The 13,313-nt window shown below is 48.3% G+C and carries 13 protein-coding genes and 1 riboswitch; of the genes, 6 read left to right on the forward strand and 7 right to left on the reverse strand.

Features of this window, described 5'->3' with window-relative positions:
* Positions 1–202 precede the first annotated feature (202 nt).
* The 3 genes from F4V51_RS00490 to rbsK all read left to right on the forward strand — a co-directional run bounded on the left by F4V51_RS00490 (position 203) and on the right by rbsK (position 2,083).
* Positions 203–496, forward strand: coding sequence for a hypothetical protein (locus F4V51_RS00490; RefSeq protein WP_095293459.1), 294 nt, complete (start codon positions 203–205; stop codon positions 494–496).
* Between the two features lie 261 nt (positions 497–757).
* On the forward strand, positions 758–1,054 hold the full coding sequence (locus F4V51_RS00495) for a 4a-hydroxytetrahydrobiopterin dehydratase (RefSeq protein WP_095293460.1): 297 nt from the start codon (positions 758–760) through the stop codon (positions 1,052–1,054).
* Positions 1,055–1,099: 45 nt separating this feature from the next.
* Positions 1,100–2,083 carry a ribokinase gene (rbsK, locus tag F4V51_RS00500; RefSeq protein WP_153976459.1) on the forward strand — a complete coding sequence of 328 codons (984 nt, stop codon included), beginning with the start codon at positions 1,100–1,102 and terminating at the stop codon, positions 2,081–2,083.
* Between the two features lie 72 nt (positions 2,084–2,155).
* On the opposite strand, the gene F4V51_RS00505 is transcribed toward rbsK, so the two are convergent.
* The 5 genes from F4V51_RS00505 to F4V51_RS00525 form a co-directional block, all read right to left on the reverse strand.
* Complete coding sequence (locus F4V51_RS00505; RefSeq protein WP_153976460.1) at positions 2,156–2,515, reverse strand: c-type cytochrome; 360 nt, start codon at positions 2,513–2,515, stop codon at positions 2,156–2,158.
* A 165-nt stretch (positions 2,516–2,680) separates the two neighbouring features.
* A complete protein-coding gene (locus tag F4V51_RS00510) occupies positions 2,681–3,193 on the reverse strand; it encodes a GNAT family N-acetyltransferase (RefSeq protein WP_153976461.1) in 513 nt (170 codons plus the stop codon).
* A 291-nt stretch (positions 3,194–3,484) separates the two neighbouring features.
* The gene (locus F4V51_RS00515) at positions 3,485–3,955 is read right to left on the reverse strand and encodes a C40 family peptidase (RefSeq protein ID WP_095293464.1); all 471 of its coding nucleotides are present in this window, start codon (positions 3,953–3,955) and stop codon (positions 3,485–3,487) included.
* A gap of 3 nt (positions 3,956–3,958) precedes the next feature.
* A riboswitch (cyclic di-AMP (ydaO/yuaA leader) is annotated at positions 3,959–4,096 on the reverse strand.
* Between the two features lie 260 nt (positions 4,097–4,356).
* Positions 4,357–5,199 carry a hypothetical protein gene (locus tag F4V51_RS00520; protein WP_153976462.1) on the reverse strand — a complete coding sequence of 281 codons (843 nt, stop codon included), beginning with the start codon at positions 5,197–5,199 and terminating at the stop codon, positions 4,357–4,359.
* Positions 5,200–5,209: 10 nt separating this feature from the next.
* A complete protein-coding gene (locus F4V51_RS00525) occupies positions 5,210–7,201 on the reverse strand; it encodes a M1 family metallopeptidase (RefSeq protein WP_153976463.1) in 1,992 nt (663 codons plus the stop codon).
* Between the two features lie 101 nt (positions 7,202–7,302).
* Between F4V51_RS00525 and F4V51_RS00530 the strand changes: the two genes are divergently transcribed.
* Positions 7,303–7,806 carry a YwhD family protein gene (locus F4V51_RS00530; protein WP_095293467.1) on the forward strand — a complete coding sequence of 168 codons (504 nt, stop codon included), beginning with the start codon at positions 7,303–7,305 and terminating at the stop codon, positions 7,804–7,806.
* 173 nt (positions 7,807–7,979) lie between these two features.
* Here the strand turns inward: F4V51_RS00530 and F4V51_RS00535 are convergent, their stop codons facing one another.
* Positions 7,980–10,058: a transglycosylase domain-containing protein gene (locus tag F4V51_RS00535; RefSeq protein WP_153976464.1), complete on the reverse strand. Its 2,079-nt coding sequence runs from the start codon at positions 10,056–10,058 to the stop codon at positions 7,980–7,982.
* A gap of 413 nt (positions 10,059–10,471) precedes the next feature.
* Here F4V51_RS00535 and speE point away from each other — a divergent pair, with 413 nt between their 5' ends.
* Entirely contained in the window at positions 10,472–11,299 is an 828-nt protein-coding gene (speE, locus tag F4V51_RS00540) for a polyamine aminopropyltransferase (protein WP_153976465.1), read from the forward strand.
* A 14-nt stretch (positions 11,300–11,313) separates the two neighbouring features.
* Complete coding sequence (gene speB, locus F4V51_RS00545; RefSeq protein WP_153976466.1) at positions 11,314–12,183, forward strand: agmatinase; 870 nt, start codon at positions 11,314–11,316, stop codon at positions 12,181–12,183.
* 395 nt (positions 12,184–12,578) lie between these two features.
* On the opposite strand, the gene F4V51_RS29220 is transcribed toward speB, so the two are convergent.
* Positions 12,579–12,710: a hypothetical protein gene (locus F4V51_RS29220; protein WP_265333665.1), complete on the reverse strand. Its 132-nt coding sequence runs from the start codon at positions 12,708–12,710 to the stop codon at positions 12,579–12,581.
* Between the last annotated feature and the right edge of the window lie 603 nt (positions 12,711–13,313).

Genomic DNA, 13,313 nt, shown 5'->3' on the forward strand with positions numbered 1-13,313 from the left:
TTTCAAGCGGCTGTATTCGGGCTTCCGGGCGAATGTTTGGCCGCAATCCGTTTAACCTATGGCATTTTTTAGAAATGCTGTAACAGCTGAAACGGTCATGTATAGTATTTATCGACCAGATGCCCTTTTTTTTTAAGGGTTATTTTCAGGTATAATAAGAACAAATCAGCTCTTTAGGGGCCAAACAGGAGTGAAAAAGCCAATGGGCGTAAAGCATGGACGGGATTATGAAGGAATATTGACAGATTTGACACAGGCGATCGGCCGCATTCCGGATCGTTATGTTTTTTTCGAAATGGATGCAGAGGATTGGTCCCGTTTGGGTGAAAACGAGCAACTCGAAGTAGACGAAGCTCTGGCAGAGGACTTGTTCTATGCGCTGGGCACAGAGTCGGTCATTCCTGTAGGGAGTGGTGTGGTTATTCATGACAAGGAGCAGCACCGCATTCATATTCTGATTGGGGAAGAAGAATTGACATTTGTACCCCTAATCTAGGGCCGAATATAAGGGGAATTCTAGCGTGGAAACCGGAAGGGGAAACGCCTGGAAGCCTTACGGCTATTGGCTCTAACGCCATTTACAGTATTGGATTTTGAGTTCCGTACGTGGTAAGATGAGAGTCATGAAACGGGCGAGCCGCAGAGCGGCTAACCTATGACGGTTGGGGTTACTGTGGTAGCACCAAGGTTTCGGATGGCATGAGGGACAGGGTTAGAGACTACCCTTGTGCCGTCTTTATGGGGAGGAAGATAACGTATGGTTTTTACGCAAGAAGAAGTCGAAGCTCATCTGGGAAGGCTGGAAGGCTGGGAACTGGAGGAGGGACGGTGGATTGTCCGCAAGTTCGTATTTTCCAACTACATGAAAGGGATTGCATTCGTGGATGAGGTCGCGGCGATCTCGGAAGCATTTAATCATCATCCTTTTATTACGATTGATTATACAACGGTTACGCTGCGTCTCACGTCGTGGGATGAGGGTGGAATTACATCTGTAGATATTAAGGAAGCAGAGCAGTTTAACGAAACGTTTGAGAAAATGAGGACGACATAGCCGGGATCGGTTATCGTTGTGCTGCCAAGAAATGAGGAAGCATACATGTCAGACATGAATCAGAATAAGCCTCTGATCGCGGTTGTAGGCAGTCTCAATATGGACCTCGTGGTGAAGACCGATATCATCCCGGAAGAGGGAGAAACGGTAAGCGGTGAGGAGCTTCACTATCTGGCGGGAGGCAAAGGGGCTAACCAAGCCGTTGCTACTGCACGTCTGGGTGGACAGACTACGATGATTGGAGCAGTGGGTTCAGACGGTTTTGGGGAACGCTTGCTGCACAGTCTGACGGATAGTGGGGCAGATGCCTCGCAGGTTCGTGTATTGGAAGACACTGTAACAGGTACAGCATCGATCTGGCTCTCCAAGGGAGACAACCGGATTATCGTTATTCCTGGAGCGAATGGACAAGTGGTGCCGGAGATGCTGGAAGAGGCGGATACGGTAAAAAGCCTGACTGCAGCCGCAGCAGTGCTGCTGCAGCTTGAGATCCCGCTGCCAGCGGTCACCCGCGCCGCCGAACTGGCGGCAGAAGGCAGCGCACTGGTGGTGCTCAACCCGGCTCCAGCGGTGCCGGATCTGCCCCAGGAGCTCCTGCGGTGCGTCGACGTGGTCACGCCGAACCGCAGCGAGCTTGCCGTGCTTACCGGCCGGGATGATCTCCGGCCGGAAGACGTGGATGCGGCGGTCGCAGAGCTCGCCGCATCGCTCGGGGCCGCTGTCGTCACGACGCTCGGCCCCGAGGGGGCTGTGTACGCGGCAGCGCCAGGCGGCCGCGTACAGGCAGGGCGTGCCGGCGCTTGCCGTGCGCCGGGCTACGCCGTAAGCGCCGTCGATACGACCGGCGCTGGCGATTGTTTCAACGGCGCGCTGGCGGTAGCCCTCGCGCGCGGGGAAGCATTGGACGCGGCAGTAGGCTATGCCATGGGAGCGGCCGCGTTATCCGTAACGAAGCTCGGCGCCCAGTCGGGGATGCCGTATGCACGTGAAGTGGAAGCCTTTTTGGCAGAACACGCAGCCAGAGGCTGAACGATATGACGAAGAGGCCCGTACCATTCCGAGAGGGAAGGCAGGGGCCTCTTTGCTGTGTATCTCATTTCCTTATTTCTTCTCAGCCAGCCACATCGCGATATTGGCAATTTCCTCGTCCTTCAGTTTGTCCTTGAAGGAAGGCATGCCGCCACCTTTACCTTTGACAATGGTAGAGTAGATCTTCTCCACATCATCCTTGCTGCCGATGTTTGCTAGTGCAGGTCCTACGCCACCTTGAAGCTGATCCCCGTGACACGTGATACAATTGGTTTTGACCAGTGCTTCAGCCTGTCCGGCATCCATTGCCACTTCAGGCATGGTTGGTTTCGCTTCTTCAGCCACTTCCTCTTTCCCTGGAAGCGTAAACATTAATACAATAGCCAATGCGCATGCTGCAAAAAATACCCCGCTCATGATCCATTTGTGCATCCGTTATGTCCCCTCCAGAATGAAAGATCATCTAAACTGAAACTGTCCATATCATTATAACGGAACCTGTTAAGACATCATAGCATTTTGTGGTAATTTTTTGAACTAATCACATAAACGGGCATGAATTTCTTTGTCTTACGCGGTTTAAGGGTTAGTTTAAGATTAGCGAGGTCCTTCATAGACCATGCAATAAAAGGGCATCAAACCGCTTGGTGTCTGTCGTTCATACGTATCCTGGGTGACAAATCCAGCCTTGAGATAAACCCGGATAGCTCGCGTATTCCAAGTGAGCACTTCGAGATCGATCTCATGACTAGGGTTCCGCCGAATGGCTTCCTTCACGATCGCAGAGACGAAGGCAGTACCGCGACCTTGTCCACACTGTTCAGGATGCATGCCAAGCCCAATCCGCGTCCCGCCTTCAAGAGGAAAGAATTGAACGAATCCGCAAAGTTGGTCCTGCTCTCCGAGTACAACTGCATATTGCTCTTTTCGAAGCTGCTCATCCCCGAATTCAACCTCCAGCGCCTTCATCTGTTCCCAGGGCAGCCAGGTATAAATGTTATAGGGTGGTTCATATGTCCAGCTGCAGATCAATGCTGCATGTTCTTCTTGCATCGGCACAACGTGAAACGTTACAGAAGATTCATCCACACCACTGCACGCTCCTTTCATTGTGAACAAGCTACTTCTAGTCATACGCTAATGGTTTATAACATATGTCATTTCATATTTAATCCTGATTTTACTCTACAAAAGAGGAGGGCATTTGGCAAGGTTTTGCTCCCTTGAAAAAAAGTGAAACAAAAGTTCCTGGAATTTCGTTTATATTACAGTGGGATGGGTAAAAACATCATAAGGGCACGGACGAAGATGCACAAAAAAACCGCCGGATACATTCCTGCGGAGAATGTACCGGGCGGTTGATTTATGCTTCGTTACAGTATGATGTTGCTCAGCTTGTCCCTAGTCGAGGGCCAGTGACTCATATGCGTCCGTGCTCATAATCCGTTTAGCGCCAACATAGCGGTTGGCCCAGTAGTTCTCACTCAAAGAACTGATGGTAACTCCTTTGGAAGACGAGGAGTGTGCAAACTTACCTTCACCCACGAAAATCCCTACGTGTGAAACCCCTTTACCCGTTGTATTGAAGAATACCAGATCGCCTGGTCTCATTTCCATGCGGGATACCGAGTCACCCATGTCGAATTGGGAGCTGGATTGACGAGCCAAATCGATGCCCAGCTTTTCGAATACATACCGTGTGAATCCAGAGCAGTCAAAGCCGTTAAGCGTTGTTCCACCACTTTTGTATGTAGTTCCCATTGCTGAATCAATTACTTTATCCATTTTTGAATCTGCGAATGCGCTGCCTGCTCCAAGTGATAGTGCGAATGTTAAGCTGAGGACAGCTGCTGTTAATTTCTTTTTGAACAAGAGATATACCCCTTCCAACGCCTGCGAGGTTAGCTTAAGGATTCGGTTGAAGGTCCCCTATGATCCCTCTGTAGCAAGATCAATTCACCCATAACTGGTTCCCCCGCTTCCCAGGTGCCAGGAATTTGGCTATGCTAGTTGTGCACCTGCGAAATCAAGAAATGACGATTTAATTTTAAGTAGTTACAATTCATGAGGTAAAGATTACAAAGTTGTTACTAAAAACTCACTGCGATTATTGTAACAGAGGAGTAAGCCTTTGGCAACGTTTAACAAGAAAATTAGCAAAAAAAACCTCGACCTTTGACGGGGAAAGGTCGGGGTTTACGTTTGTGAAGCGTTAACATTGACATAAGTTTACATGAAGATGGTAACAATTTTTGCACGGTTCATTACACTTTTTAACCTTTGGAGGACTTGGACTGCCACAGACGGAAATGAGCGCATATCTTCCATATATCGAGCAAACATCTGGCGAGCGGATAGGTTTGTTGCAGGATGAGACCGATGAGACCTGTCAGGAACCACGACGCAGATGTGAAAGCACCGAAGATGAGCAGATGAATTCCTCCCAGAACCACTGCGATACCAATGAGAGGAAAGATATGACGCAAGGCGAGCAATAAACCCAAAAATGTACCTTTTACCCCGCCCTGATCCTCGTGAGCTGTAGCGCCAAACTGCATATATAACAAAGCATGATGTATGATCCATCCATATACGATCCATCCGGCTACATATGGAATGCCTGGCAGGAGCAATTGCAGCGAGTGGAATCCATCCAGAAAGATACTATACAGCTTGGGGATCAGCCAGTACGCAGGCAGCAGCAATAATAGCGTTTTAATGAAATGAAGCAGCATCATCGGTTTCCACAGTGCCTTGATCCCACGTACAAAAGGAACACGTTCTTCTGTATGATTGAAGTGTTGTAATGAGTAGAGCAGCCCTGCCTGGATGAGAGGGGTAATTAGCATGCGGAGCAGGAGCATGGCCCCAAGTATCCATAAATAGCGATGCACCTCGGGATGGGTAGACAGATTGAGCTGGCTTTCCATTTTGAATAAAATGGTACTCAGTTCCCCGGCGTCAGGGTCCGGATAGCGCAGCAGCAAGGGAATGACTGCGGATTGCACCATTTTATAGATGAAGTAACCCCACACCAGCTGATAGAGAAATAAAAGTGCCACAATGAACATATGCTGACGGACGAGAAACCAGCCCTCACGTATTTTTGCTTTCACTGTCTCCACCTCACCATGACAGACCTCCGAATATAGCTTCAATAAGTTTGGTTACACTCATGCTCCAGCGGAACTTGGATGGTTCATCCAGACCGGCTTTCAAAAAGTTGTTCATATGACGGTTCTCCAGCACAACGGTATATAACGGATCGGTCATGGCCCAGGATACAGGCGAGCTGTACGTTAACTTGTACGTAATTCGACCGTTACCGCCATCCCATTCCTTGGCGATGATGTGTCCATCCTCAAAAACGATGCGTACGGGTACTTTCTCGTAGTCGCTGCCTTTCTTTACTAAGGTTACCGATGATTCGTACAACGTTTGACCATCTTTCTCAACAGGCTTGACCTGGATATTCTCCACGGAGAAGTCGGCCATCCCGTCCCCATATACGTATTGATTAAAATAATCAGACCAGGATTTACGGGTCACTTGCTCCACGACCTTTTGGAAATCGGCCGAAGTGGGATGTTTGAACCGATACTTTTTGACATAAGTTGAAAGAATGCGTTCCATCGTTTTGGCGCCTACTTGTTGTTCGATGCCCAGCAGCACAAGCTTGCCCCTTGTGTAAACATTGGCTGCGTAATGATTCTGGGAATCAAACTTCCAGGACTCCTGCGTGAGTGAGGCAGGCGAAGTAATTAAGCCGGATTGAACGGGCAGATTCGGAATAAGTCCGTATTCCTGCTCCATCAGTTTGTCTTCTGCGTAAGAGGTGAACCCCTCATCAAGCCAAGCTTCTTCAAATTCATTGCTGGCAACCATACCATAGAAGTACTGATGGCCAATCTCGTGTACAACTGTGCGTTCCAGATCGTAGCCTGGTGTAGCGTCATCCGCGCCGAAGGCTGTAACTAAGGTAGGATACTCCATGCCGCCTGCTCCATTACCTGTTTTTGGGGGAACAACGATAGAGAGCGTGGAATACGGATACGGACCAAACCACTTGCTGTAATTCGAAAGAGCTGCTTTGGCTGCATAGAAGTAACGTTCCTTCAGATCCTGGTGGGCCGGGTCCAGATAGAGCTTGATTCGTACACCTGGCACGTTGGGAGCGGAGAAGGGTTCTTCTGCATAAACAAAGTCAGGTGAGGCTGCCCAGGCGAAGTCGTGTACATCGTCAGCATAGAATTGATAGATCTTTTCGCCATTTTTTATAACAGCCTGCTTCGTAGGAAACCCGGTCGCAGCAACCTTGTATGTGTCCGGTACCCGAATACGCACACTATAGATGCCAAAATCCGCATAAAACTCGGAATTCCCGTGGTACTGATGCAGATTCCAGCCTTCAGCCGTACGCCCTCGCGTGCCTGCAGGCTCGTATACACTGAGTTTGGGGAACCATTGGCCTGCCATAACGAAGTTTTCAGCGGTTCCCATGCGGGCAAAGATTTTGGGCAGCTTGACCTCAAACCGGGTGTGCAGTGTAATGGTTTCCCCGCCCTTGACGGGTTTTGGTAATCTCACTTTTATGAGCGTTTTGTCTTTCATGTTTCCGTCATCCGGCTGTACATACTGCATCCGGTGCAGGAGGGAAAGCCCGTCCTCTGTTTTCATCTCCGTAATATTCATGGAGCCGTAACCGTCCGTTGGCATCACATCACCGCGAAGCTTTCCTCCGGATTCCTTCATAAATGTTGTGTCCGTAGAAGAGAATGCATTGGGGTATAGGTGGAAATAAAGTTCGCTGACTGTTTTTTTACCCGGATGAGTCCAGGTCAGCGTCTGCGTTCCCTCCAAAACATTGCCGTCTACCAGCTTCACATCCATGTGATATTCCACCACGCGGTTGCTGAACACCTCAGCAGTAGGTGTCTGTACACTTTCTGGAGGTGCCGGAGTTTGGACTTTGGCCGGAGGCTTGCCCAATTCCGGGGCGAGCGTTGGCAAGTCGGATGTCGTAGAACGAGTGTGATCCAGAGTGATCCATATGGCTCCGGTAAACACACACAGGGCCAGAATTGCAGTAAGCCAGCTCTTGGCGCGTAGTGGAATCATCGTTAAATACCTCCCGTTGACAAGCATCTACAGCATGTATATGTTTGCAATGGGGCGATTATTAGTTAAAATATTTGTATCAACCCTTGGAGGCTATAACTATGGATCAAAACGAGCAAAACGGCAAAAAACAGATTGCCTTGAATATCGTAAGTGCTAAGAGCAAACATAAAGGTTTCGGTGCAGGCTCCATTGATCTGAACAACCTGTCGCCGGTTATTATTGATAATGGCGAGGCAAAGATTGATATTGGTGCCATGCATGCAAAGAGCAAGGTAGAACGTGGAATCAAGTTTTCGACGAATCGGGAAGATGTACCTAATGGTCGCCAGGTATGGCTGGTTTGGGTAGCTGTGGACCGTACGGAACAGGGACAATTGTACGGCGGAGCAACAGCGTGCGAGATGTGGATCGATACCGAGGCGAAACGAGGGTGGAAGCTGCTGGCTGACCATGTAAACCGGATGGATTATGCAATGAAGCGCCGCTTCATGCTGGATGAGCTTGGACCAGAGGATCGTGCTGCTCTCAAGAAGCTGTTGATTACACACAATGAAGAGTGGTGGAACGCTTCTCCGGATGAACTAAAAGAAGCACTTTCCTGATAAAGCTTTCTGATAAAAGCGTTATAACTGTTCTCTTTAAAAAGAACATGAAAAGCCCCGCAACCGAAATGATCGGTTCGGGGCTTTTGCTTTACTTGACCTCCAGAAAGAACCTGAAGCCGGTCAATCACAGTGACGCAATTAAGTCATTGTTAAGTCATTACTTAGTTACGTCATTCTACCCACCAACGTTTAAAGTCTCTCCACCACGAATGCTTCTCTTCCTGGATTCCATCTTGATTCTGTACCTCACGACTTTCTTCATTCTTTTTCGGATCAGTATTCTCGGTTGCTCCGCTACAGGTTTCTGTCGGTTCTGTGCCGTCAATGAAAACCTCAAGCCGTTTCTCTTCACAGCCATTACCCGCCAGTTTTCCGGACTCGGGATCAATATAGACACTGACCACATGATCGGGAACAGGGAAGATCTTAGGCGGTACACTCGCAAGAGCCTGTTCTGTAAATTGGGCAAACATCGGTGCTGCGCGGCGTCCATCCGACGTGGAGATGGCTTTGCCCTGATCATAACCGACCCATACTGCAGTGGAGAGTTCGGGGGTGAAGCCAACCATCCAGGCATCCGTATTGGTCGTACCGGTTTTGCCTGCTACGGGGCGCTTAATTGTGGTAGCAACCCGGTTCCCTGTACCGCCATTTTCGAACACACTTTCCATTAAACGTGTCAGTACATATGCTGCGGCCGGTTCTACCACATTCTCTGCCTTGGTTTGTGGTGCTTCATAGATGACACGTCCTGCTGCATCCGTCACCTGCAGAATGGCGACAGGAGGCGTCCGCTGTCCACCTGCAGCAATAACCGAGAAGGCAGAAGCCATCTCCAGTGGGCTTACGGGCGAGGTACCCAAGGCGAGAGAAGGGACAGCGCTCAGATTGCTTGTAATCCCCAGGCTTTTGGCCATATTCACAACCTGATCCGGCCCAATCTGCATTATCGTATTGACCGCATAGATATTGTCCGAAGCGGCAATGGCCTGCCTTAGATCAATTTCCCCCAGATACTTGTCGCCGAAATTGCCAGGTTTATAGGTCTTGCGATCATTGTCATAGTGAAACAGGGTTGGTTCGCTATTGAAGATGGATGCACTTGTCAGCTCTTTGGATTCCAGTGCAGCCAGATACATAATAGGCTTAAATGCAGATCCTGGCTGGCGTGTCGTCGCCAGCACATGGTTGATCTGATTGTTCCGGTAGTTTTTGCCGCCTACCATAGCCTTAATATAGCCTGTACGAGGGTCTATGGACACGAGAGCTGTCTCCAGTTCACTGCTCGGGTCCATGCCTTTGGCTACAGCGTCTTCAGCTGCCTTTTGCACACGCAGATCCAGAGTGGTGTATATATTTAGTCCTCCATGGTCCAGCATGGCTTCACTAATGCCCAGCTCCTTGACTGCAAGGCTGCGAATGTAATCCCGGAAATAGGGCGCGCTTTCTACTGTTTTTCGTTCACTTTCCGGTTTAAAAGACAGCATTTCCTCATAAGCCTTGTCCGCTTCGGCTTTGGTTATCTTGCCGATATCGACCATGGCAGCCAGTACGATCTTCTGCCGATCCTTCGCGTTCTTCATATGGTTATATGGAGAATAGTAGGTGGGGCCTTTTGGAATGCCTGCGAGCATGGCGCTTTCCGCCAAATCGAGCTGTTTGGCTGATTTGCCGAAATACATTCGCGAAGCTGCTTCAATGCCGTAGGCACCATGACCATAATAGATTTCATTGAGATACATTTGCAGAATTTCATCTTTGCTGTACTTCATTTCAAGCTGTGCCGTGTACATGGCCTCTTTGGCCTTGCGAGTCCAAGTCTTCTCATGAGAAAGATATAGATTTCGCGCAAGCTGTTGCGTGAGGGTGCTGGCACCTTGGGACATTTTCATATGCTGCAGGTTAACGAGCACGGCCCGTCCCACCCCTTGAATGTCAAAACCATAATGGTCATAGAATTTGCGATCCTCAACAGCCAGAGTGGCACTAACCAGGTCTGGTGAGATGTCTTGTAGCTGCACGGGTACAGAATCCTTGCCGCCTGCAGAGAAGGTGGCGATGACTTCGCCTTGGCTATCCAGCAGTCTTGAGTTGCGATCCGAATCAGCTAGGGGTAGGCTGGTCGCATATAGATACACCAATCCTGCAATCGTCGCAATAACGCCGAGAACAGCGAGCAGAGAGAGGCTTTTAATCCATTTTAATAAACGGAACCCGCGTTTGCGGGTTTTCTGGCGATGTTGAGTCATGGAACGGGCTCCTTTCTTCTTTTCTTCCCAGTATGGGATTTCATGGACAGGGATATTCAGTCTGCCACCCAACAGTTTTAAATGTAGCATTTCTGCAGAAAAAACCGTTTTGCAGGATAAACATCTATCGCGTATAATGCAAAAGGGTAATGAAAAGTAGCAGTTCGGCACAACATACAAAAAGGCACAGATAGACGAACAGCACCAATTGTCATTGATTCGTTGATCGGTTAGACGCTTAGCACGCTGTGGTCAATTTAATCTATATAATGAAGTGAACGCGGACCTTTCCCGCAGCCAGCAACCCTAATGCTTTGGCGCCGAACGCTGGGCGTGCTTGTGCGAACCGGGCGGCGTGCAGCGCCATGCTTGATATGGCTGATCAATAACTTTACGGAAAGAAGGTAGAGATCATGGAATTGTGGTTCACGGAGAAACAGACCCCGGCATTCGGGATTACCGCGAAGATTAAGCAGACATATGTAAGCGAGAAGACGGACTTTCAGGACTTGGCTATGGTAGAAACCGAGGAATTCGGTAACATGCTGCTGCTTGACGGTATGGTGATGACAACTGTGAAAGATGAGTTCGTATATCACGAGATGGCGGCTCACCCTGCCCTGAACACTCACCCAAATCCAAAAAAAGTGTTGGTTGTAGGTGGTGGTGACGGCGGCGTTATCCGTGAAGTCATCAAACACGCTGCGGTAGAAAAAGCAGTTCTCGTCGAAATTGACGGTAAAGTTATTGAGTATTCCAAAAAATATATGCCTGAAATCGCCGGTAAACTGGACGAGCCTAATGTTGAAGTGCTCGTGAATGACGGCTATATGCATATTATTGAACATAAAAATGAGTACGATGTAATCATCGTGGATTCCACGGAGCCTGTAGGTCCGGCTGCACCACTGTTTGAGCGTGGTTTTTATCAAGGGATCCATGAAGCATTGAAAGAAGATGGCATCTTTGTCGCACAAACCGACAACCCTTGGTTCAAAGCAGACCTGATTCAAAAGGTAAACAAGGATGTGAAAGAAATCTTCCCCATTGTACATGTATACGGCTGTAACATTCCAACGTACCCAAGCGGTCTGTGGACATTCACAATGGGCAGCAAGAAACATGATCCACTTCAAGTGGATGAGACTCAAATTCCAGAGATGGACACCAAATACTACTCACCACGTTTGCATAAGGCAGCCTTTGTACTTCCTAAATTCGTGGAAGACTTAACGAAATAAAGGGGAAATCATTAATGAAATTGGATCAAGCTTATTCTGGTAACGTATTTATTTGCAGTTCCGAGGATTATGAGAATTCCAAAGCGGTCATCTACGGGATGCCCATGGACTATACTGTCAGCTTCCGCCCGGGTTCCCGGTTCGGCCCTTCTCATATCCGCCAGGCTTCGGTTGGACTTGAAGAATACAGCCCGTACCTCGACAAGAGTATTGTGGATATGACTTACTTCGACGCTGGAGATCTGCTCTTGCCTTTCGGTAACGCTGGACGCAGCCTTGAAGTAATCCACGAATATATCGGCAGCCTGCTGGCTGATGAAAAATTCCCGATCGGTCTTGGCGGGGAGCATCTGGTCACTTGGCCAGTGATCCAACAAATGTACAAGAAATACCCGGATCTCATTCTGATTCATATTGATGCACATGCAGACCTTCGTGAAAGCTATGAAGGTGAGCCGTTGTCCCACTCGACGCCAGTACGCAAAGCAGCTGAGCTGATGGGCGGCAAAAATATTTATCAATTCGGAATCCGTTCCGGCTCCCGTGAAGAGTTCCAGTATGGCCGGGAGAACATTAACTTCTACCCGTTTGAAGTCGCAGCTCCAATGAAGGAAGCTCTTCCTAAAATGGGCAATCATCCAGTGTATGTGACCATCGATATCGATGTGCTTGATCCATCGGCTGCTCCAGGAACGGGTACAGCGGAAGCGGGCGGTATCACGTCCAAAGAACTGCTTGAAGCTGTCCACATGATTGCCGGATCGGATGTAAATGTAGTTGGCTGTGACCTGGTTGAGGTAGCGCCAATCTATGATCCAACACAACAGACTCAGATTGTAGCGGCTAAGCTGATCCGTGAGATGCTGCTTGGTTTCGTGAAGTAATAAAATAACCTGAATAATGGTTAGAACATAACACTCTCTTCCTGCGCGGTTCCAATATTGCGTAGGGGAGGGTGTTTTCGTTATCAGGAAACTTGTAAAGGATGCTCCACCATCCAGTTTTAGCGAGTCGAATATTTGATTGGGTGGGGTTCACTTCATTGAACCTCGGCCCACGACTATGTTATACTGGGTACAACGTTAATAGGTAATATATCAAATTATTGTTGTATTATAGCAGGAAGTATATGGTGGTCTGGTTCGGCCATATACTATAAAAAGAGCCCTTGTCGTTGGTAGCGACATAGGACTCTGAGGACCAGAAAGGCTGTGGACTGCCACGGCGTGCATTAAACTGAATAGCTTAGTTCAAGCGAAACCCACCGTCAGGCTCCAACCTATGAGGTGGGTTTTCGCTTGTTACGAAACTTTTTACGCAACCAACGGTATAGCCTTCGTATACTCAGTACCAGACTGAGAATCGCAGCAATCCACCGGATCACATCAAGCAACGCCACAAGTTTGACCATCGACGTCACCCCCTCTCGGGAAGCTGCGCCGTGGTCATGAAAACATCCACCATATTCACGGTCCTTAATATCAATTATAGCACGTATGTTCGCATGACTCTACCATTTATTGCATACCATGAATGCCTCGTTCTTCAAGAGCAATTTAAAGAGTGGGGTGAATCTATCAATGATGTATAATATTGGGTATAGAGAAAGGTGGATGTCTATGCAAGCGATTCTGGCTCACTTGAGTATGGTTCCAAAGTGGTTTAGCTCCGTTCTTGTGATATTTATAATCAATCTTATATCCATGATGACCGTATTTTTTAATCTGACCTGGCTGTTGTGTAACCTAGCCATGCTTTTTGCAGCATATAGTATCCGGGAATTTAGATACAACAAATTAAATTTTGGGCTATGTCTGTTTCTTAGTATCAGTTTTGTTATTATTGCGATGAAGACATATCCCATTTAATTGAGGTCATCCAAACGTTTACGAACGACCACCCTTATCTACAAGATACCAATCGTAGGTGAAGGTGGTTTTTTTATTGCAGTAATGTCATTGGTGAGAAACCAATTGTTACCTTAGAACGTGCAAATTCGGGTAAAACATAGAAG

It is taken from the genome of Paenibacillus xylanilyticus (genome assembly GCF_009664365.1).
GTDB lineage: Bacteria > Bacillota > Bacilli > Paenibacillales > Paenibacillaceae > Paenibacillus > Paenibacillus xylanilyticus_A.

Excerpts from the sequence above, each read along its gene's own strand:
- F4V51_RS29220 (WP_265333665.1), bottom strand. The coding sequence starts at position 12,710 with ATGGTCAAACTTGTGGCGTTGCTTGATGTGATCCGGTGGATTGCTGCG.
- speE (WP_153976465.1), top strand. The coding sequence starts at position 10,472 with ATGGAATTGTGGTTCACGGAGAAACAGACCCCGGCATTCGGGATTACC.
- speB (WP_153976466.1), top strand. The coding sequence starts at position 11,314 with ATGAAATTGGATCAAGCTTATTCTGGTAACGTATTTATTTGCAGTTCC.
- F4V51_RS00505 (WP_153976460.1), bottom strand. The coding sequence starts at position 2,515 with ATGCACAAATGGATCATGAGCGGGGTATTTTTTGCAGCATGCGCATTG.
- rbsK (WP_153976459.1), top strand. The coding sequence starts at position 1,100 with ATGTCAGACATGAATCAGAATAAGCCTCTGATCGCGGTTGTAGGCAGT.
- F4V51_RS00495 (WP_095293460.1), top strand. The coding sequence starts at position 758 with ATGGTTTTTACGCAAGAAGAAGTCGAAGCTCATCTGGGAAGGCTGGAA.
- F4V51_RS00490 (WP_095293459.1), top strand. The coding sequence starts at position 203 with ATGGGCGTAAAGCATGGACGGGATTATGAAGGAATATTGACAGATTTG.
- F4V51_RS00525 (WP_153976463.1), bottom strand. The coding sequence starts at position 7,201 with ATGATTCCACTACGCGCCAAGAGCTGGCTTACTGCAATTCTGGCCCTG.
- F4V51_RS00535 (WP_153976464.1), bottom strand. The coding sequence starts at position 10,058 with ATGACTCAACATCGCCAGAAAACCCGCAAACGCGGGTTCCGTTTATTA.
- F4V51_RS00530 (WP_095293467.1), top strand. The coding sequence starts at position 7,303 with ATGGATCAAAACGAGCAAAACGGCAAAAAACAGATTGCCTTGAATATC.
- F4V51_RS00510 (WP_153976461.1), bottom strand. The coding sequence starts at position 3,193 with ATGAAAGGAGCGTGCAGTGGTGTGGATGAATCTTCTGTAACGTTTCAC.